The sequence below is a fragment of the Pseudoalteromonas sp. CO348 genome, from assembly GCF_004208845.1.
Lineage (GTDB): Bacteria > Pseudomonadota > Gammaproteobacteria > Enterobacterales > Alteromonadaceae > Pseudoalteromonas > Pseudoalteromonas maricaloris.
On record NZ_SGPI01000005.1, the window covers coordinates 71114 to 90868 of the forward strand.

The 19755-nt window shown below is 44.2% G+C and carries 19 protein-coding genes; 8 read left to right on the plus strand and 11 right to left on the minus strand.

The features are described 5' to 3' along the window. The first annotated feature begins 7 nt into the window (after positions 1–7). Both EXT48_RS01250 and EXT48_RS01255 read left to right on the plus strand, forming a co-directional pair. Entirely contained in the window at positions 8–775 is a 768-nt protein-coding gene (locus EXT48_RS01250; RefSeq protein WP_205992046.1) for an amino acid ABC transporter substrate-binding protein, read from the plus strand. Positions 776–788: 13 nt separating this feature from the next. Further along, positions 789–1328: a DUF4124 domain-containing protein gene (locus EXT48_RS01255; protein ID WP_130163368.1), complete on the plus strand. Its 540-nt coding sequence runs from the start codon at positions 789–791 to the stop codon at positions 1326–1328. On the opposite strand, the gene EXT48_RS01260 is transcribed toward EXT48_RS01255, so the two are convergent. The 3 genes from EXT48_RS01260 to EXT48_RS01270 form a co-directional block, all read right to left on the minus strand. After that, complete coding sequence (locus EXT48_RS01260) at positions 1325–2410, minus strand: NAD(P)/FAD-dependent oxidoreductase (RefSeq protein WP_130163369.1); 1086 nt, start codon at positions 2408–2410, stop codon at positions 1325–1327. The two genes, EXT48_RS01255 and EXT48_RS01260, sit on opposite strands and share 4 nt — an antisense overlap. A gap of 71 nt (positions 2411–2481) precedes the next feature. Then, positions 2482–2700 carry a hypothetical protein gene (locus EXT48_RS23835; protein ID WP_130163370.1) on the minus strand — a complete coding sequence of 73 codons (219 nt, stop codon included), beginning with the start codon at positions 2698–2700 and terminating at the stop codon, positions 2482–2484. 76 nt (positions 2701–2776) lie between these two features. Beyond that, on the minus strand, positions 2777–3214 hold the full coding sequence (locus EXT48_RS01270) for a PaaI family thioesterase (protein WP_010376255.1): 438 nt from the start codon (positions 3212–3214) through the stop codon (positions 2777–2779). A gap of 144 nt (positions 3215–3358) precedes the next feature. Here EXT48_RS01270 and EXT48_RS01275 point away from each other — a divergent pair, with 144 nt between their 5' ends. Further along, positions 3359–4072: a hypothetical protein gene (locus EXT48_RS01275; protein ID WP_240703333.1), complete on the plus strand. Its 714-nt coding sequence runs from the start codon at positions 3359–3361 to the stop codon at positions 4070–4072. Between the two features lie 108 nt (positions 4073–4180). Further along, positions 4181–4459: a hypothetical protein gene (locus EXT48_RS01280; protein WP_130163372.1), complete on the plus strand. Its 279-nt coding sequence runs from the start codon at positions 4181–4183 to the stop codon at positions 4457–4459. 443 nt (positions 4460–4902) lie between these two features. Here EXT48_RS01280 and acnA read toward each other — a convergent pair whose 3' ends face one another. Together acnA and EXT48_RS01290 are read right to left on the minus strand one after the other, a co-directional pair. Continuing rightward, positions 4903–7641, minus strand: a complete 2739-nt coding sequence (gene acnA / locus EXT48_RS01285) for an aconitate hydratase AcnA (protein ID WP_130163373.1) — start codon at positions 7639–7641, stop codon at positions 4903–4905. 268 nt (positions 7642–7909) lie between these two features. Further along, positions 7910–8278, minus strand: a complete 369-nt coding sequence (locus EXT48_RS01290) for an RNA-binding S4 domain-containing protein (RefSeq protein WP_039494580.1) — start codon at positions 8276–8278, stop codon at positions 7910–7912. 198 nt (positions 8279–8476) lie between these two features. On the opposite strand from EXT48_RS01290, the gene EXT48_RS01295 reads away from it, so the two are divergent. Both EXT48_RS01295 and EXT48_RS01300 read left to right on the plus strand, forming a co-directional pair. Next, a complete protein-coding gene (locus tag EXT48_RS01295) occupies positions 8477–8746 on the plus strand; it encodes a hypothetical protein (protein WP_130163374.1) in 270 nt (89 codons plus the stop codon). A gap of 84 nt (positions 8747–8830) precedes the next feature. Then, on the plus strand, positions 8831–9493 hold the full coding sequence (locus tag EXT48_RS01300) for a hypothetical protein (RefSeq protein WP_130163375.1): 663 nt from the start codon (positions 8831–8833) through the stop codon (positions 9491–9493). On the opposite strand, the gene EXT48_RS01305 is transcribed toward EXT48_RS01300, so the two are convergent. Beyond that, positions 9470–10450: an extracellular solute-binding protein gene (locus EXT48_RS01305; RefSeq protein ID WP_240703334.1), complete on the minus strand. Its 981-nt coding sequence runs from the start codon at positions 10448–10450 to the stop codon at positions 9470–9472. The two genes, EXT48_RS01300 and EXT48_RS01305, sit on opposite strands and share 24 nt — an antisense overlap. Positions 10451–10606: 156 nt before the next feature. Between EXT48_RS01305 and EXT48_RS01310 the strand changes: the two genes are divergently transcribed. Both EXT48_RS01310 and EXT48_RS01315 read left to right on the plus strand, forming a co-directional pair. Continuing rightward, on the plus strand, positions 10607–13264 hold the full coding sequence (locus EXT48_RS01310; RefSeq protein WP_240703335.1) for a bifunctional diguanylate cyclase/phosphodiesterase: 2658 nt from the start codon (positions 10607–10609) through the stop codon (positions 13262–13264). Positions 13265–13397: 133 nt separating this feature from the next. Continuing rightward, positions 13398–14228, plus strand: a complete 831-nt coding sequence (locus EXT48_RS01315; RefSeq protein ID WP_130163377.1) for an arylamine N-acetyltransferase — start codon at positions 13398–13400, stop codon at positions 14226–14228. Between the two features lie 48 nt (positions 14229–14276). Here the strand turns inward: EXT48_RS01315 and cysQ are convergent, their stop codons facing one another. The 5 genes from cysQ to cysD are packed head-to-tail and all read right to left on the minus strand — an operon-like array spanning position 14277 to position 19731. Then, positions 14277–15047, minus strand: coding sequence for a 3'(2'),5'-bisphosphate nucleotidase CysQ (gene cysQ / locus EXT48_RS01320; protein ID WP_039494571.1), 771 nt, complete (start codon positions 15045–15047; stop codon positions 14277–14279). A gap of 3 nt (positions 15048–15050) precedes the next feature. Then, a complete protein-coding gene (gene cysC, locus EXT48_RS01325; RefSeq protein ID WP_010607813.1) occupies positions 15051–15647 on the minus strand; it encodes an adenylyl-sulfate kinase in 597 nt (198 codons plus the stop codon). A gap of 11 nt (positions 15648–15658) precedes the next feature. After that, the gene (locus tag EXT48_RS01330; protein WP_205992048.1) at positions 15659–17383 is read right to left on the minus strand and encodes an SLC13 family permease; all 1725 of its coding nucleotides are present in this window, start codon (positions 17381–17383) and stop codon (positions 15659–15661) included. Between the two features lie 33 nt (positions 17384–17416). Next, positions 17417–18832, minus strand: coding sequence for a sulfate adenylyltransferase subunit CysN (cysN, locus tag EXT48_RS01335; protein WP_017219215.1), 1416 nt, complete (start codon positions 18830–18832; stop codon positions 17417–17419). Beyond that, positions 18832–19731 carry a sulfate adenylyltransferase subunit CysD gene (gene cysD / locus EXT48_RS01340; RefSeq protein WP_010376235.1) on the minus strand — a complete coding sequence of 300 codons (900 nt, stop codon included), beginning with the start codon at positions 19729–19731 and terminating at the stop codon, positions 18832–18834. The genes cysN and cysD overlap by 1 nt, the downstream gene beginning before the upstream one ends. Positions 19732–19755: the final 24 nt, after the last annotated feature.

Here is a 19755-nt window from a genome sequence, read left to right on the forward strand (position 1 = left end):
CTTGGAGGTGGCTTTGATCTACTTTCCAAAGACGATATTATTATTGCTACTTAGTTGTACCTTGTCTTTTGCCGGCCACGCTAAAACCGCGGAAGAAAGCAAAACGTTTATTAACTTTGCAGTGCAGTATTATCCTCCCTTTATTATCGAACATGCCCAACAGCAGGGTGTGCTTATCGATATTTTCGAGCTGTTTGCAGCACAATATCATTACCAACCAAATTACCCTGTTTATCCAGAAAAGCGTTCGTCTGTAGAAATCGAACGAGGAAATGTCGATGTGCGGATGGAGTCAGAGCATTGGTATCGTGGCACTATGCAAATGTGTTGGAGTGCGCCAATTTACACAATTGAAGATGTATTTGTTACACACAAGCAGGCTGAACAATTTGATGTAAACGGCTTAAATGAACATCTATTTTTAGGTCGATTTGGCTATACCTATCCTCAGTTAGAGCCGTATTTTGACAGTAATTTGCTGCAGCGCAAAGACTACTACTCAGAATTTGATATCTTGTCCGTGCTTGCAGGCGGAAGTGACAAAAGTCTTGCTTTTTCTATTGTTGGCGCACCAACACTACGTTGGTTACAGCTGAAATATCCAGTGTTAAAAAGTACCATCAGCGTGCGCGGCGTTTCGGATGTGGCGCCGTTACAATTGCAGTTTGGTCGCACTCAAAGAGCGAAAAAATTGTGTGATGACTTTAATCGCTTTTATGCTGACTTTAAAAAAACGGAGCAATTTAAGCAGATACTGTTAAAGTATGGGCTCTAAGGAAAGTCAGAGTATGAAGATGAAAGCCGCAAGTTACTTGATGATTATGATAATGCTGGTGGCGTTAGCCAGTTTGTTTGTATTGAAGCGCCCTGATGGTAAGCCATGGTTAAATGTAAGTTCGTTGACCAACAAGGTTGAGCAGCAGGTAACAGAGTTAACGGATCAAGGTGTGACAGTGCTTGATAAAGTGAAAACCCACACGAAGGAGCTTGTGAGTGACGATACTCAGCAACCAACGTCTGGGGTGCAAGTGTATCGTTGGCGCGACGCCAAGGGACAATGGCATTACTCAGATAAACCCAATCCAAACGGCGAGTCGCAGCACTATCAATTAGACGAGCGCAAAATTACCGTGATAGCAGCCGAAGACACAAGCATTCTGAATAAACAGTCAGAGCAAGCCGTAAGTAAAGAAGCTGCTTCGGCATTACCAACGGCATTAAATCCAAAAGCGGTAAAACAGGTGATGGAAGATGCAAAAAACATCCAACAGCTGATGGATGATAGAACGAAACAGCTTGAAAAGGCGCTGGAGGAAAATCAGCGCTAAAGTCGTTGTTCAATATATTCTGCAATGGCGAGACTTGCGGTCAATCCTGGTGACTCAATCGCCATTAAGTTAACAAAGCCTGATATTCCATGGGTTGCCTCGAACTGAATTACAAAGTCGCTTTGCTTTTCTTTGCTTAATTTAGGTCTTATTCCAGTGTAATCCGCTGTCAGTCTATTCTCATCCAGAGTCGGCCAGTATCGCTTTATTGCGGTGACAAAGCGCGCTTTTTGGGAGTCATCAAACTGATAATCTATGTTTTCAATATAGTCGGTATCAGGGCCAAACTTGAGTTGCCCAGCTAAATCCAATGTCGCGTGTACGCCTAATCCATGCGTGTTAGGTAGAGGGTAGATGAGCTGTTGAAAAGGGTGCTTACCTTGATAGCGATAGTAACGGCCGCGACAATAATAGGCGATGGCTTTGTCGCTATCACCGGTAATTTTATTGAGTACATCTGGGGCGTTCAGCCCAGCGCTGTTTATCAGCTGGCTACAGCCCATTTCGAACTGCTCGCCATCGCAGCGCAACGCAACAATAAAATCACTGCCTAATTGCTGTGCGTGCATAAACTCACTTTGCGTCGCAACAATCCCCCCATTACTTTCAATCTCAGCGATGAGTGACAGCATAAATTGGTGGCTGTCTACAATACCGGTGGAGGGAGAGAATAGTGCGCTATGTATTTTCAAATAGCTGAGCTGTTGCTCGATGGTGTTGGATGAAGCAAAGTCAAGATCTGTGACTGAGTTAGCATGGGCACGCGTCTTAATTTGTTCTAGGCTTTGCGCTTCCTCTTCGGTTGTCGCAACAATGAATTTACCGAGTCGCTGAAAGGGGATGTTTAGCTGTTTACAGTGTGTGTAAAGGAGTGCTTTTCCTCGAACGCAGAGCTGGTGCTTTAAGCTACCATAAGGGTAGTAAATGCCCGCATGGATCACTTCGCTATTACGGCTACTCGTATGCTCACCCACACGAGATTCTTTATCGATAACAATAACGCTGCGGCTATGGCTGAGTTTTGCTGCTATTGCTAAGCCTACAACGCCAGCGCCAATAATTAGGGTGTCGACCTTTTCCACAAACTAAGTACCTTCATAAACCTAGACGCTCAGGGTGCAGTAAAATCAACCCAATATCAAGCTGGTATGCGTTAATCTCGGTGCTCTCGACGCATTAGCAAAATGGTCAGATATATTTTAGTCGGTAAAGAACAAATGAGACCGAGTGCGACACAGCTCGCACCAATTATAAATCCGTTCGGGCCTAAATCAATCAACCAATCGCTCGTTAACATGGTGTGGCCCGTGAAAATTAAAATCAATCCCGTCACAATGAGTATATGCAGAGGCCAAAGCTTTTGAGTTGACACAGTACCACCTCACTATTCTTTGTGTTGCAATAATAATGAAGTGGTTTGGTTTTTTGTAGTTGTGATAGATCAAGTTTTAGCGTGATACTACGGCGGCGGTCATTCTGGAAATGCAGCATAGTTCATTGCGACTGTTAGTGATGCGGATCTCCCATACAGATGAACGTTTACCGAGATGTACAGGCTTAGCAATGGCTGTGAGTATGCCTGTTCTTGATGCTTTTAAGTGATTAGCATTGATCTCTTGCCCAACACAGTAGAATTGTTCGGTATCTACAACAAAGTTTGCTGCGTAACTTGCAACGGTTTCCGCTAAAGCAACGTTTGCGCCGCCATGGACCATACCCATGGGATTATGGTGCTCAGGAATGGCTGGCATAGTCGCAACCAAGTAGTCGTCACCCACCTCGCTGATTTCTATCCCTAACGTTTTCATGAGTGTACCTTTACCCGTCATGCCATCTTCCAGCTTTTTGCATAACTCTACACTTACGGGTTTGAACCAGATTGCCATGCTTGTCTCTCTTTTGAATACATATGCTTACATTTTTTTACTATGGCGGTTTTTTTTCACAGTTACAATCGTTGCCTTAATATGAAGGGGAAAAGTATGAAGGCGTTGTCACTGATCGGGCTGTTATTTTATTCAGGATTTAGCATGGCTAATTCTCACGAAGTAAGTGTTGGCTTCGGAGAGTTTTTAGAGATTGAGGATGGATTTTTAGGTGTTCAGTATCGACACTATCTCACTGAATTAAAGGATAATGGCACACCCCATGGTTTACAGGGATACCTGCAAAAAAGTAATAACTTCTCTGTAGGTGGTTTTAAAAATGATGATTGGCATCTTTACCAAGCTGATGCGGAATTCTTTATTGGGCGAGACTGGCGAGTTGCTGTTGATGTAACCCAATTTAGAGATGACTCTGCACTTTTTACTGCGACGCGAGATACGATAGCGCTGGTCCAAGTGGGACGTTTTGTTAGTGAGAATATGCAGCTTGGGGTTACGCTCATCGGTGAGCGCTCAGAATTTGATAACTACGGAGTGGATGAACGAGATACAGAAACGGCAATTGCGCCATTTTTTCGTTATACAGAGATTGATAATGGCGTTGGATGGGATGTAAAAATGCAAAAAGTCGCAGCCGACATCGACTTTTGGCAGATCCATGCCGGTTATTATTTGGCTAAGGACTGGCAAGTGTCTGTATCAGCTCGATTACGTGAAGATGATTTTGATCAATCCGTAGTGGAGTTACAGACCGATTATTGGTTTAGTTCACAATCGGCGCTGAAGTTTGGAATTGGCAGTGCGCTTGATGATGGTGGCATCAATACCATTACGCTGATTTACACTCGCAGGTTTTAATTTAGTGTAATGGTGTGTAACTTAGTGTAATTGATGGGGGTGTGCTCAGCCCCCTATACTGTTCTTGCTCTTTTTAAGAGTCCAATTAAAACAGATAAGGAGAAATTTATGAGTACATTAGGTGGTTATAGTGCCTTTTCGGCAGAGCTAAGCAACGAAGCAAAATTGGCATTTGCAGATGCTCTAGAGCACTTCGTGGGAGTTGAATACCAACCAGTTGCTGTTGCGACGCAGGTTGTGGCTGGTACCAACTTTGCTTTTTTTTGCAATGCGAGTGTAGTGGCGCCAAATAGTTCAACTTACCCTGCTATTGTTCATGTTTTTCGTTCGCTAGAAGGCAAAGCTTCTATCACACATATTGAGCAAGTCTCAACTGTACTGAGATAAATAACCTAAGAAGCGCAGCATTAAATCTTCTCTAGCAGTCAATGCTAGAGATTAACATTGAAGTTACGCGACAATAGCCTGCAATTTTGAGTAATCAGGTCTGATCAATTACCAACATTGGTTAGCTATTATAGAGGTTGAATAGAACTCAAAGTGGTTTATAAATCCAGAGTATTCCTTATTCAAACTTCAGGTTAATACCAATTTGCCTTAAGAATTGTTCAATTTGAAGAAGCAAATCTGACACTAGCAGCGTGAGAATTTCTCATTTAGAACAATTAAATAGCAAAATTTTACCTTGCCTGCATCGATGTAGATACCCTGATGATAGTAGGACGCGGTAGCGGCGTGATCAACAAGATTTTCTCGCCTCAAAATCAAGTCAGCAAATTGGTATAAGTTAAAACGCCAGCCGGGTGTGCTGGCGTTTATCTAACAATAGATTAATTAAGCATTTGCCTCAATACATACTGCAAAATACCGCCATGTTGGTAGTACTCCCACTCTTTAGGGGTATCGATCCGGATATCCGCCGAAAACTTGATTTCTTTGCCATCCGCATTCGTTGCCGTGACTATCACTTCGGTTGATGTGTCGTATATCCCTTCAATTTCAAACTCTTCTTCGCCAGTTAATCCCAGCTCTTCGTGGCCATCATCTGGTTTAAATTGTAGCGGTAATACCCCCATGCCGATGAGGTTAGAACGGTGAATACGTTCGTAGCTTTTAGCAAGTACGGTCTTAATCCCAAGTAGTAAAGACCCTTTAGCAGCCCAGTCTCGTGATGAACCCGTGCCGTACTCACTGCCCGCGAGTACAACGAGTGGCGTATTGCGCTGTTGGTATTGCTCTGCCGCATCGAAAATACTCATAAGTTCGCCCTCTGGTAATAGGCGAGTAATACCACCTTCTGTACCCGGAGCCAATTGATTGCGTAAACGTACGTTTGCAAACGTACCTCGCATCATGACTTCGTGATTACCACGACGTGAACCATAAGAGTTAAAATCAGCTTGTTTCACTCCTTGCGCTTGTAAATACTCCCCAGCTGGTGCCGAAGCTTTAATATTACCTGCTGGAGAAATGTGGTCAGTCGTCACTGAGTCGCCCAGTTTAGCGAGACAGCGTGCGCCTTTGATGCTTGGGATCCCTGGTGGTTCTTTACTCATATCATCAAAGAAAGGAGCTTTTCGAATATAAGTAGAGCTATCTTGCCAATCATAGCGCTCACTCTGATTTACCGCGATTTGTTGCCAATGTTGGTCGCCTTGGTAAACGTCTGCATAGTTCTTCTCAAACATGGCTTGTGTGACTGTCTGAGACACAAGTTCACTGACTTCTGAGACTGATGGCCAAATGTCTTTTAAGAACACATCTTGGCCATCATCGGTTTGGCACAATGGCTCATTGTAGACATCGATATCAGTGCGACCTGCAAGCGCATACGCAACGACAAGTGGCGGCGAGGCGAGGAAGTTCATTTTTACATCTTGGTGGATCCGCCCCTCAAAGTTGCGGTTTCCTGATAAGATGGAACTGACAACCAGCTGATGTTTAACGATGGCTTCGTTTATTTCTTTTGGTAAAGGGCCTGAGTTGCCGATACAAGTCGTACAACCATAGCCCACTAAATCAAAGCCTAGTTTAGCAAGTGGTTCCAATAGGTCGGCTTGTTTGAGGTAGTCGGTAACTACTTTTGAGCCAGGAGCCAATGAGGTTTTCACCCAAGGCTTAGGTTTTAAGCCAAGTGCCTTTGCTTTTTGTGCAACAAGACCTGCGGCAAGAATAACACTTGGATTAGAGGTGTTTGTGCAACTTGTGATTGCGGCAATAACACAGGCGCCATCGACCAACTCAAACTCTTGATCTTTAAATGTAACCTTACCGACGCCAAGCGTTGCGGGCTCATCTTGGTCAACTCGAGAAGTCCCGCCTTCACCAACAGTGCGAGCTTCATCTTGATCTGACACGGCATTTTTTTCACTGCGCTCATGCTGGAATTCACCCAAATGGGCTTGAATTGTTTTGCCTGCGTCATTGAGAGGAATTCTATCTTGTGGGCGCTTTGGACCTGCAAGGCTCGGAACCACTGTCGCTAAGTCTAGTGTCAGTACGTCGGTGTAAAGTGGTTCATCTCCAGGTTCTCGCCACATGCCTTGATGCTTGGCATAACCTTCAATTAATGCAATTTTTTCTTCATCACGATTGGTTAGTCGTAGATATTCCAAGGTCTCGTTATCAATGGGGAAAATACCGCAGGTTGCCCCATATTCAGGTGCCATGTTGGCGATGGTGGCACGATCGGCAAGTGGTAAGTCTGCTAAACCATCGCCAAAGAACTCGACAAACTTACCCACTACGCCGTGTTCACGTAGCATTTGTGTCACGGTGAGTACCAGATCGGTTGCGGTTGTGCCTTCAGGCAACTGTCCTTCAAGTTTAAAACCAACGACCTGAGGAATGAGCAGCGAAATTGGCTGACCAAGCATGGCGGCTTCGGCCTCAATGCCGCCTACGCCCCAACCTAAAATGCCAAGACCGTTGATCATTGTGGTATGAGAGTCGGTTCCCACTAACGTATCAGGGTAGGCGAATGGCATACCGTCGATTTCTTTTTCGAATACGACACGTGCTAAATACTCTAGGTTAACTTGGTGCACGATCCCGGTTGCGGGTGGCACCACTTTTAGATTGTCAAACGCGCCTTGCCCCCAGCGCAAAAATTCATAGCGCTCTTTGTTGCGTTGGTACTCTAACTTAGCATTAAGATCAAAGGCGCCATCGTGGCCATATTCGTCTACTTGTACTGAGTGGTCTATGACCATTTCAGCGGGTGATAAGGGATTGATTTTATTTGGATCGCCACCGAGTTTTGCCATAGCGTCACGCATTGCGGCAAGATCTACGATGGCTGGTACGCCTGTAAAGTCCTGCATCACGACACGCGCGGGCGTGAAAGCAACTTCTTTACTTGGTTTATCCTCCGGCTTCCAGTTGAGTAAGGCATCGATGTCTTGAGCAGTCACGTTCTTGCCATCTTCATGACGCAGTAAATTTTCTAATAAAATTTTAAGCGAAAACGGTAATCTTCTTGCCCTATCGCTTAAAGCTGGAAGTGAGTGAATATGGACCTGACGCTCGCCGACGGTAAGCTGAGTCAGGGTGTTATATGAATTATTCATGCTTGACCCTTTCCTTATACCAACTGCACTTAAGATTTGCTCTATATAAGCGGGAAGTAGAGCATCCAATTAAGTGAATTGGTTTTGTTCTAAAAATGCAAAACAAGGTGCATAGAATGTACCAGTTGCAGACTTGCCGTTTTTTTGTACTGCTATAGTCCTAGTGTTGATTGGGGACTTTTTCAAGGGGGAAGTGCACTTTCGCGAGGCATCGGTGCACTAAAAAGGTGAGCATTTTTGTAATTAAATACGTCAGCGTCTGGGATTGCTAGCCAAAGGAAATGGGTTTTCGGCCTGTATTTTTGTCCACTTGTGTGTAAGATTTTCCTGACTTTTGTCGTTTTTTCTTACTCGGCATTGGTGCCGTTTCGGCGCGTGGAGTGGCAACTGATCGCGGTTGCGGCGTTGCATCAGGTGCTAAGGTTAAATGAAATTCATCACCATCAAAATGCAGAATATCGCCTGAATAAATCTTTTTACGTTTTTGCGTACATATTTCATCGTTGACTGCTACATAACCTTCAGTGATCAATAACTTAGCATGTCCGCCAGTTTCTGCTAAGTCGAGCACTTTCAAAAGGTTACACAATTCTATCGGCTCTTCTTCGAGCTCAATTTCAATAAACCCATCTTGCATTTTTATAACCTCAACATGCCGTATTTACCTAACACAGCCAGTGTCTTATTGCCTTATACGACAGTATATAAAATTACTGCGGTGAATGACGAAACTTTTTCGTTAAATCCGGGGTCTTTAACATTATTGAAGCATTTGGTGTGTATCTTGCAAGCCGACCACGCGATTTGTTTTTATCAGTATTTTATGGAGGCAACGATGGGTATTCGCACAGCATTAAGAAAAGAGCTTATGAACGTTGATAAGACTGATCTAATGACCGCGGATGATGTACGTCACTATGTCAATGAGTCTCTCACGCAAGCCAAGGATAAGCTTTCTGTCATCTCTCGATTTAATGAGCATCATAGTCAGGTACAAGCCGGGCTGCCAAGTCAGGAGCGGCATCTACGTCATCAACAGCATCGATTGTTTAAAGATATTCTCTATCCAAAAGTGTCTGTTGAAAATTGGTTGTCTAGGTGTTAATTTGAAGTATTAATAAGACTGAGGTTGAAGTGTACTTCCCAGATAAGGTGCATTTCAAACCGAGGCGTAACACCAAGGATGACAATGCAACGTATTTTCGCAATTGCTACTTTATTGTTGAGTGGCTGTAGTACCCAAACTTTACACATCTTTGAATCCGGTCTTGATGAAGGTACTAGAGCTAACTTAGTTCAAGCTTTAGAAAAGCGAGATATTCATTATCGTTTTACCGAGCTTCCCGTACCGCTACAATATGAGAGTGCACAATTAAATATTCCACCGATGACTTCAGGCGACAAGTGGCTTAGAGATATTGAATATGTGGTGAAAAAGATTGGTTTTGATACGCTGACAATTTCAGAATTTAATATGGAAGGGCACCGTTATACACCGAATAACGCGGGGTTGTATCTGGTGCAAAACAGAGCTGCTCAAGCATTGCCAGATCTATTATTTGCCCACCAATGCAAAGACGATTCTATCCAATTGCAGCTGAAACCCAATGGTCATTGGCTGCAGGTTGGCACTGAGTACCGGGGGCGTTGGACTTATAAAAGTAAATATCTCACGCTCACATGGCGTGAGAAACCCGAACAACATCCCTACCAACAAGTGTATGCCGAGCGCGAACATACAGTGCAGACATTACAGGGACCCAAGCCTGCAAAAACATTTACCCGCCAGCAGCTTTTCGATGGACCAGTGCCTGTATTTAACTGTGACTTACAAGTGATCTTTGCTGAGTGAGTTGATAACTCGCTGAGCTCGTGACACTTGCTGCAGGCCGAGTTTCACCTGTTTCGTGGCGGGGGCAAACGGAGCCGGAGCCGTTTGCGAGCTCTGGATCACAGGATATTCATGAAGCAAATTAGCATACATGGACTGAGTGCTTGGTTTCAGCAAGAAATCAATAAATAACTCGGCATTGTGTGCATTGGGTGAGTGCTTTGCTATCGCAACCGTGGTGGTAGAAATAGGTGTTTTTCCCGAGTGCATTTTCAGAAAGTGGATCTCTAGCTGTTCGGCAAGTGCCTTATCGCGCTTATTTTCGGAGTGTTGCATCATGCTCCAATAATAGTGATTCGCCAGCGCAAATTCACATTGACCTTGTGCAAGCGCTCGCAGTTGATCTCTATCCCCTCCCACAGGGCGTTTTGCTAATAGCGTATTAGCGTGGTTGAACCATGAGGAGTCATTGCTATTCGAAGAAGCATAGAGGCTCGATGCTAACGTCAAATTATAACTATGAGACCACTGGCGAATGCAAAACTTACCCTGGTAAAGCGTTTTATCTAAATCCGAAAAGTGCTCGGGCAAGGGCGTAGAAACGCCTTTTTTACGGAATAATGCGCGTGTCCTTATCGAAACACTGATCCACCGCTTATCATCATCCTTGAGTTCATGATTTACAGCTTGCCAATTTGTGATCTTGTCGATAGGACGCAGTAGTGCTTTGTAATCATGCAACTGAATTAGATCGGAGGTGAGCAACACATCGGCCTTTGAGTCGGCGCCATCGCTTTTGAGACGCTCAAGCAGTTGTGCTGATTTACCATTTACTAGGTTTACGGTGATCCCAGTCTCTTTTTCAAATGCCTGGAGGACAGGTTGAATTAATTCATATTTTCTAAATGAATAGACGTTTACTTGCGAGGTGTGGGGCTGCTTTGCAACCGCTTGACCAAAATGTACCCAAAAGAGCAAAAAAAGGAAAAGTTTACTTTTATTCATTGCAAATAAGAATTATTATCGAATGGGTGTAGCATACAATGTTCGATGAAGATGTCCAGAATTAAACGACGCGTTTTTACAAATGCCATTCTCCAGAGTACTCAACAGGTTTTTAAGCGAAGGCTTCCTGTGCTGGGGTTCATCTTGCTGTTCGCTTGTTTGATATATGTTGGCTTGATAGCGAATGTTTACTACCAAAACCAATCAGAAAGCAAAAGTGCGCAGGAGTTGACACGATTAGAATACTTACTGGATAGTAAGTTGCAACACGTTGCTCACCTACTGTATTCGATAGACGCCTACCTCAACACCCATCAAGATGCAGACTTTTATGAGATAGCGCAATCACAGCTTACCACGGCGAATTTAGGGTTGAGTATGGAAACGTACGCAGTGGTTTCACCTTATCAATTCTCCATATTAGAGAAAGTGCAGCGAGAAAGAGGCTATTTTGACTTTAAAATTAGAGGCAATCTAGATAAACAGGCTAACCAATGGTTGGTGGTTACCCGTGCTGCACCTGTGTCTGAAGTTGGTCAGACTGTCGGGCAGGCGGAGGTGCTTGAGAGAGATATTTTTGCAGAGCGGGATGAGAATGACTTAACGACCTATGTCTGGCCAAATAGGCAAAAACTCAGTGTACTGATTGAGCAACCGCGTTTTGGAGAGTTTAAAACGCTACTGGGGTTAAGTTTTGAGTTACCTTTTTTATTGGATTCATTATTTGGCCAATTATATCAGCAGCGCAAGCAACACTTATTGGTCTCTTCAAAAAAAGAAATTATTTATAGCTCCGATTGGCAGAAGCGCTTCGACCTTCATAATTTAACGCCAAGTGCGGTACACACCATTAATTTTTATGGTTTGCCCATTACCATGCAGTTGTATGATGAGGCGTGTTTACATCCAAGTTGGTTAAATAACCATAGCGTACTGATTGTACTCTTTTTAGGTATTCTGGCCGCCTGTATTTTATTGGTGTGGCTCCAGCTAAGACAACTGAAAAACCGCAATGACACCGTCAATAATTTAGTTGTTGAAAGAACTAAAAGCTTAGAGGTGTCTAACCACAGGTTACAAGTCGAATCTAATAAGCGCTTAGGGGCTTTGCAGCAACAGGTCGCTGCAGAGCGTAAGTATAAAAGTTTATTCGTTAATAGCCATGAAGGTTTATTTGTACTAGACCGCCTGGGCTACATTATTGACTCCAACCCCGCTTTCAATGCGTTACTTTTTGGTGGGCGTATTCCTTCGCCAAATACAGACTTTAGTGCACTTATGCAAGACTCTGAGTGTCATGAGCGGTGGAACCAGATTGTTGCCACTAAGCAAGCTCACCAAGAAATGGAGTGGTTAGCAAAAGCAGAATCGGGAGAGCATATCTGGCTTAGACATTCTGGGCATTGGCTGCATCAACCGGATAGTTGCCTGTATGAGGGGAGAGTGACGGACATTACTCAGGCTAAACTGTTCCAAGAGCAATTGCGATATAAAGCGCAACATGACAGCTTGACCGATCTGCTAAACCGTCAGAGCTTTGTGTCTTTGGTTGATAAGCTCAGAGAGCGTAAGCGCGCCAAGTTTACTTTGCTATATATCGACTTAGACCGCTTTAAGCTAATAAACGATACCTTAGGCCATCAAGCCGGCGATAAGCTGCTTATCGAATTTGCAACAAGAATGCGTATGCTGCTTAGTAGCTATGCCGATATTGCCCGGCTTGGCGGTGATGAATTCGCCGTCCTTATTTACGATGAGCATCTACATGAACCAATTGAGGGAGTGCTTGAAGATATTCTTGCGCGGATCCGAGCGCCATTTCTGTATCAGGGTAACAGCCACTGTGTAAGTGGCAGCGTTGGCGTACGTCACTTTACCGTTCCGTGTCTACATTGCGATGCAGAGAAGCTACTACATGATGCCGATATTGCAATGTATGAGGCAAAGAAGCGAGGCAAGAACACTTATCACATATTCACTAATGCAATCGCTTGCGAAGCAGGTCGAAAGATCCAGATTGAGCAAGCGCTACAGGCAATAGTCATGTCTCGCGAACTAAGCCTGAATTTGCAGCCCGTTTATTGTCAAAAAGGGCAGAATTTAAAAGGGTTCGAAGCGCTACTACGCTGGAATAGCCCAACGCTCGGAGAAGTAAGTCCTGCGGAATTTATTCCCATCGCAGAACAATGCGCGAAGATTTCAGAGCTTGGTCGCTGGGTATTTGATCAGGCGCTCAATTTTATCAATGCCGTAGGAGACAGCACCCTTTTTGTTGCTGTTAATGTTTCTCCGTTGCAACTCCAGTCGCAGGAATTTATCGATTGGTTAGTGTCTCGCTGTGAGGATGAAAATGTTGCGATGAAACAAATTAAGCTTGAGTTGACAGAATCCGCCATGATGGCAGAGGAAAACATGCTTATAGGGCCGCTGGAACAACTTCATCAAGCGGGATTTGGCATCTATATTGATGACTTTGGCACAGGTTATAGCAGCCTTGCCCGGCTCAATCATCTTCCCGTGGATGGCATTAAAATAGATAGGGCTTTTATGTCCGGCATTGAGCTGGGCGGTAAGGCGACGCAACTCATTGAAGCGATTTGTGCGATTGCGCACAGCTTTAACCTTGTCGTGACAGCCGAGGGTATTGAAACGGCAGCGCAGCTTGATACGTTATCAAGGCTTTATTGTCATCAAACGCAAGGCTATTTTATGTCGAAGCCACTGGTTGTGGCAGAAGCTAAACGCCTCGCTTTGCCGAACAAAAAAGTGCATCAGTTATTTGCCTAGTTAACCTGAGGTTTGGATAACAAAGTGACATCTCATTAGGTGATAGAAATAATGGCTGAAAAAGTGAAAATACCTATTGACCTTAACATGGGTTGAGGTTTTAACCTGCCTCCATCAACTTTAGGAGTCAGTCATGGAATTAGAAGCGAATATCAATCAATATCTTAGCAGCTTATCGTTACAGCACTTTGCTGGGATTGAGCTGGTCACCGAGTTACAACAAAAACACCTTTCTCGCTACGCCTTCTCTAGTATTAATGCCATGTATGGTGAGCGTCTGTTGCTTGACCCATTACCACTATTTGGCCGTTTAGTGACCAACAAACGAGGTGGCTACTGCTTTGAGCATAACAAAGTGGCATTTTTAGCGCTACAACAGCTTGGTTTTACAGTAAGGCCGGTTCTTGCGAGAGTAATGCTAAATGGTAGCTCCTCCAATCCTCGTTCTCACCGGATGACATTGCTTAATTTGGATGGTGATCAGTACTTGGTTGATGCAGGATTTGGAGTGAAGTCGCCTCGTGTACCGATTAACATCAATCAGGCCTTAACTATCCAAGGCCGGCAGACTTATCAGGTACAAAAAACAGCAGACACAGTCAAAGTGACTCTGTTAGAGGAAGGAGAAGCTCCGCTCACTTTATATCATGTCGACCTTGCTGAAGTGTTCGAATCCGATTGTGAAGTGGCACACTTTTATTCCCATCAACATCCTGAAGCGGCGTTTGTGAATAACTTAGTGGTCTCTCGAATTACAGATTGCCACCGTTATTTACTGCGTAATCAGAGTTATTTCGAATGGCATGAATGTGATGGCAGTGTTACTGAAACTAAAGTGGAGAGCTTTGCTCAGCTAGAGCAGTTAGTAAAAGAGACATTTTTGCTTGAAACGCCAAGAGCAGTTTTAAAAAGCGTATACGATAAAGTCCTAACTCGCGCCGCAAATAAACCAGTCGAACGTTAATTCGACTGGTTGTACGTGAATTAGTTTACGGTATTACCACCTTCTAACTTAGTCTTCTAACCTAGAAACCACAAAATAGGGGTTAAGATACTCGGCTTTTTGATTATAGCGCAGAGGCTCGCCATTCACTTGGCTGACCTTTGCCCCTGCGATACTCGCCACCGCGTGTCCGGCCCCGGTATCCCACTCTGAAGTTGGGCCAAGGCGAGGATAAACATCGGCTTTACTTTCTGCCACTAAGCATAACTTAAGTGAACTGCCTTTAGGTACCATGTCGACTTGCTCGAAGCGGGTAAGGTACTCGGCTAAATCTGGTGAAGGATGTGAGCGCGAGCCAACTACTTTGATTAAACCTTGATTGGGCTTGGTGGTGACTTTGAGCTCTATGCGAGCTTCACCCGTTTGCTTGAACGCGCCAATACTTTTTTCTGCAAGGTAGCTTTCATTAAGTGCTGGAGCATGAACAACACCAAGAATGGGTTCACCGTTATTAATAAGTGCAATATTTACCGTAAATTCGCCATTTTTCTTGATGAATTCCTTGGTGCCATCAATGGGGTCAACCAGCCAATACTCTTGCCATTGTTGGCGCTCTTGCCAATCTATTCCTGCGCTTTCTTCGCTTAATATCGGCATTTCGGGAGTGAGGGTTTTAAGGCCTGCAACAATAATTTGATGTGCAGCGAGATCTGCCTCAGTGACGGGACTTTCATCTTCTTTATATTCAACATTAAAGTCCTTGGCATAAATCTCCATAATCGCTTCACCAGCGCGAATACTCAGATTTAATACTTCTTCCAGCAGATCCGTATGATTCATGACTTACCCTATTAAATTTTTTGACAGTAGATAGTGTATTAGCTGCTGGACAGATTCTTCCAGCGACTGCTCGGAAGTATTTAAACATATTTCTGGACTAATTGGGGGCTCATACGCCGAATCAATGCCAGTAAAGTGTTTTATTTCTCCAGCACGCGCTTTTTTATACAAACCTTTAGGGTCTCGTTGCTCGCAAACTGCGAGCGGCGTATCTAGGTATACTTCAATAAACTCGCCGCTTGCGACTAAGTTACGCACCATGTCTCGTTCTGCTTGAAAAGGAGAGATGAAAGCGGTGAGTACCATTAGTCCCGCATCGACCATGAGTTTGCTGAGTTCACCCACTCGACGAATGTTTTCGACGCGGTCCTCATCACTGAACCCTAAGTCTTTACACAGTCCATGCCTGACATTATCCCCATCAAGGAGGTAGGTATGTATGCCTTTAGCTTGCAGTGCATGCTCAAGTGCATTGGCCACGGTGCTTTTCCCTGAGCCTGAAAAGCCTGTAAACCAAAGCACGCAAGGCTTATGACCTTTTAATTCGCTACGTTTTGTTTTATCTACGGCATAGTTATGCCAAACAATATTTTCGTCCATACTTTGCTCTATTAAAATGGAAAGACAAATGGAATAACAGTCAGTACCGTTGCTGAATAAATCAATGACAAGGGCAGTCCCATGGTGACGTAATCACGAATTCGATAGTTGCCTGCGCTATACACCATGAGGTTAGTTTGATAGCCAAAAGGTGAGATAAAGCTCGCGGATGCGCCAAAGGCTACCGCCATTACAAATGGCAGTGGATTTACATCAAAACCACTTGCCAGCGCATAGGCTACTGGGAATGAAAGTGCTGCCGCGGCATTGTTAGTGATGAGCTCGGTAAATATCACAGTCATCACAAAAATGGCGATAAATGCGCCGTAAGGACCAAAATCCCCTAACAACCACAATAAGCTCGAGGAAATCTCTGCTGCCAGTCCGGTTTCAATCATTAACTTAGCCAGTCCTATCGCACTGCCAACAATAGCGACAAGCTCAATAGGAAAGCGGCGTTTCATCTCTGGGACTTTAATTGTGCCGAGCACCACAAGTGCGGCGAGTAACACAATCAACCCTTTTACCAGCGGCACAACCCCAAAGATACTAAGGCCAACCACTGTCGCAAAACTCGCAAGTACCGTGTTGGACTTATTGCGAGATAGATGTGTTTGTAAATCTAGGCCCGAGATATACACAAATTCGCGTTTGAGATTGGGGAGTGCATAAAAATCGCTGCTTGGGGCAAGTATTAAAGAGTCGCCCGCTTGTAATTCGACCTGACCGATTCCACCTTGTAGGCGATCATGACCACGACGTATCGCAATAATAGCGGCATGAAACTGCTCCCTAAAGCGGATCTCTTTAATAGTTTTTCCAAGAAAGCGCGAAGACTGACTTACGACCACTTCCACCAAGTGCTCAACGTCTTTCTCGTGTTTATCATGGACTATTTTTAATCCATCGAAACGCTGTAACAGTGGCACTGAGTTGATGTCGCCCACAAATAGCAGAACATCACCAGCAAGAATTTCTTGTTGTGGCGTTACGGCGCAGATCCGTCGTTCACCGCGAATGATTTCAGCAAGGAATAAGTCTTTAAGGTCGCGTAGGCCGTTTTCTTCAACCGTGCGACCAACTAGCTTGGAGCTTGGCTCAACTTTTCCTTCTAAATAGAACGGTACGACCTCATCGTTATTTTTGCCGTTGTCGGGCAAATATTTGAGCATAATCGTGATGGTCAATAAACCAACACTCAGGACGGCGATACCAACTAAGGTAAAGTCAAAAAAGCCCAGCGGCGCCATCCCTGCTTCTACGGCAAAGCCATTAACAATAAGATTGGTAGAAGTACCTATCAGCGTTAACGTACCACCTAAAATAGCGGTATAAGAAAGCGGTAATAGCAGCTTAGAAGGCGCATGTGTTTTGCTCTCTTTAACGGTCGTGATCAGCGAGGCAACCACCGCCGTGTTATTGGTAAAAGATGACAAAAAGGCGGTGGATAAACCCAGTTTAATCACCGCTTTTGCGAGACTACCTTGTGCCATTGAGTGGGCGAGTTTTTTGACTAAGGTTGTTTTTTCAATCGCAATAGAAACTAGGATAAGTAGCACAAGCGTGATTAAAGACGGATTCGCATAATTCACCAACATCGATTCAAGATCGATAAGGCCAGTCAAATAACTAGTGGCGATTGCGCCTGTGAATAGCCATGCAGCGTTAATGCGTGTGGCAAAAAGACACACGACTAACGCTAGCATAATGCCTGTTAAAATGACTTGTTCCATAATGACGTCATACCTCGACTAACAGGCTAAATTGCATTATTTTAACTTCGAAATATCAAGCGCTTGCCAATGAGGGAAGTGCTTGCGAACTAATGCATTAAACTCAATCTCAAATTCACTAAACTGACTTGAGGACGTTGCTGTTGCTGCTTCAACCGTTTCCACCATACCCGCACCTATGGTTAGGTTTGATAGGCGATCAATTAAGATAAACGAGCCAGTTTCACGATTATTTAAATACTCATCCGCAACGACATTTTCTGTCAGCTCGATGGTCACGATAGCAATTTCATTTAATGATAATGAATCGGCTTGACCGTGCTCAAGTGTATTCACATCGATAGTGTGCTCGATATTTTTCACGATTGCCGCAGTTTTCTTGCTACCCAATTTAAGGTTATAACTTTTACCCAGCTGGAGTGGTGTTTCGTGCATCCATACCAGCTTAGCTGTGATCTGATTCGTCACCTGAGCAGTCGACTCTGCAGGCACAATCACATCGCCACGACTCACATCGACTTCATCTGCTAGGGTGATAGTGAATGCTTGTCCGGTTTCCACTTGGGTTAGATTGCCATCAAAAGTCACGAGTTCTTTAATGGTTGAAGTCTTACCTGATGGCAATACTTTAACCGCTTGGCCAACGCTTAAGCTACCAGAGGTTAATGTGCCTTGGAAACCACGAAAATCTAGGTTAGGACGCACTACATATTGCACCGGGAATCGCGCTTCAAAACCATGATTAGGCTCTGCTGCAGGAGAATCTTCCAGCAGTTCCAGCAATGGTTTGTCTTGATAATAAGGTGTTTTTTCTGAGCGGTTTACAACATTGTCGCCTTTAAGTGCTGACATTGGCACAAAGCGAATATCTCGTACGTTCAGTTGCTCAGCAAACTTCAAATAGTCGGCCTTTATGCGCTCAAATACGGCCTCATCAAAGTCAACAATATCCATCTTGTTTATCGCGACAACGAACTGTTTGATACCCAGTGAATCACAGATAAAGCTATGGCGTTTAGTCTGAACTTGCACACCATAACGGGCATCGACAAGGATAATAGCCAAATCACTGGTTGAAGCACCCGTAACCATATTACGTGTGTATTGCTCGTGTCCCGGCGTATCGGCAATAATAAATTTACGCTTTGCTGTCGAGAAATAGCGGTAAGCCACATCAATGGTAATACCTTGCTCACGCTCCGCTTGTAAGCCATCAACGAGTAACGCTAAATCTAGATCTTCACCCGCATTGCCGACTTTTTCATTGTCTTTGTGTAGCGCAGCTAATTGGTCTTCATAGATTTGATGGCTATCGTGTAGCAAACGGCCGATCAGCGTTGATTTACCGTCATCTACGCTGCCGCAGGTCATCATGCGCAACAAGCTCTTGTCTTGCTGACGCGCTAAGTAGGTTTCAATGCCTAATTCTTTCACTTCATTTGCTGTTGACATTAGAAATACCCCTCGCGCTTTTTCTTCTCCATTGATCCTGATGAATCATGATCAATCACTCGTCCTTCACGTTCTGATGACGTAGATAACAACATTTCTTCGATAATTCCAGTGAGCGTATCGGCTTCTGATTCAACTGCCCCCGTTAGTGGGTAACAGCCAAGTGTTCTGAAGCGTACAGATTTCATTTCAGGCACTTCACCTTCAGCAAGTGGCATGCGGTCGTCATCGACCATAATTAATGTTCCGTTACGCTCAACAACTGGTCTTGGCTTTGAGAGGTAAAGTGGCACTATCTCAATACCTTCTTGGTAGATATATTGCCAAATATCGAGCTCTGTCCAGTTTGATAATGGGAAAACTCGAATGCTTTCGCCAGGGTTCACTTGACCGTTATATGTATTCCATAACTCCGGACGTTGGTTTTTAGGATCCCAGCGATGGTGTTTATCTCTAAATGAATAAACTCGTTCTTTTGCGCGAGATTTTTCTTCATCACGGCGCGCACCACCAAAAGCCGCATCAAAGCCATATTGATCTAGCGCTTGCTTCAGGCCTTGTGTTTTCATGATATCGGTATGCTTAGATGAACCATGAACAAATGGACTGATGTTCATCTCAAGTCCTTCTGGATTTTTGTGCACAAGCAGTTCAAATCCATACTCTTTTGCTAACCTATCGCGAAACTCGATCATTTCTCTAAACTTCCAATTGGTATCAACATGGAGTAGAGGAAAAGGGATCTTCGCAGGGTAGAAAGCCTTACGAGCAAGGTGAAGCAGTACCGACGAGTCTTTACCAATCGAATACAGCATTACCGGGTTTTCAAACTCTGCGGCAACCTCTCGGATGATCTTTATGCTCTCAGCTTCGAGTTGCTGGAGATGGGTTAAAGCCATGATTAATGTCCTACTTATAAATTT